The sequence below is a fragment of the Shigella sp. FC1661 genome (assembly GCF_001712525.1).
Taxonomy (GTDB): domain Bacteria; phylum Pseudomonadota; class Gammaproteobacteria; order Enterobacterales; family Enterobacteriaceae; genus Escherichia; species Escherichia coli.
On record NZ_MDGW01000560.1, the window covers coordinates 1 to 209 of the forward strand.

The 209-nt window shown below is 61.7% G+C and carries 1 pseudogene; it reads right to left on the reverse strand.

What is annotated here, in order from left to right:
• A pseudogene (locus BFF42_RS22310) lies at window positions 1–209 on the reverse strand (MobC family plasmid mobilization relaxosome protein); the annotation flags it as partial.

Sequence of the window (209 nt, forward strand, 5' to 3'; positions counted from 1 at the left end):
GAAGACCACTGCCCGCTGTTCACCTTCCTCGCTGCCTGATTCAGGTTATTCCCGATGGCGGCCAGCTGACGCAGTAACGGCGGTGCCAGTGTCGGCAGCCTCCCGGAACGGCAACCGGCTCACCCAGGCAGACCCGCCGCATCCATACCGCCAGCTGTTTACCCTCACAGCGTTCCAGTAACCGGGCATGTTCATCATCAGTAACCCGT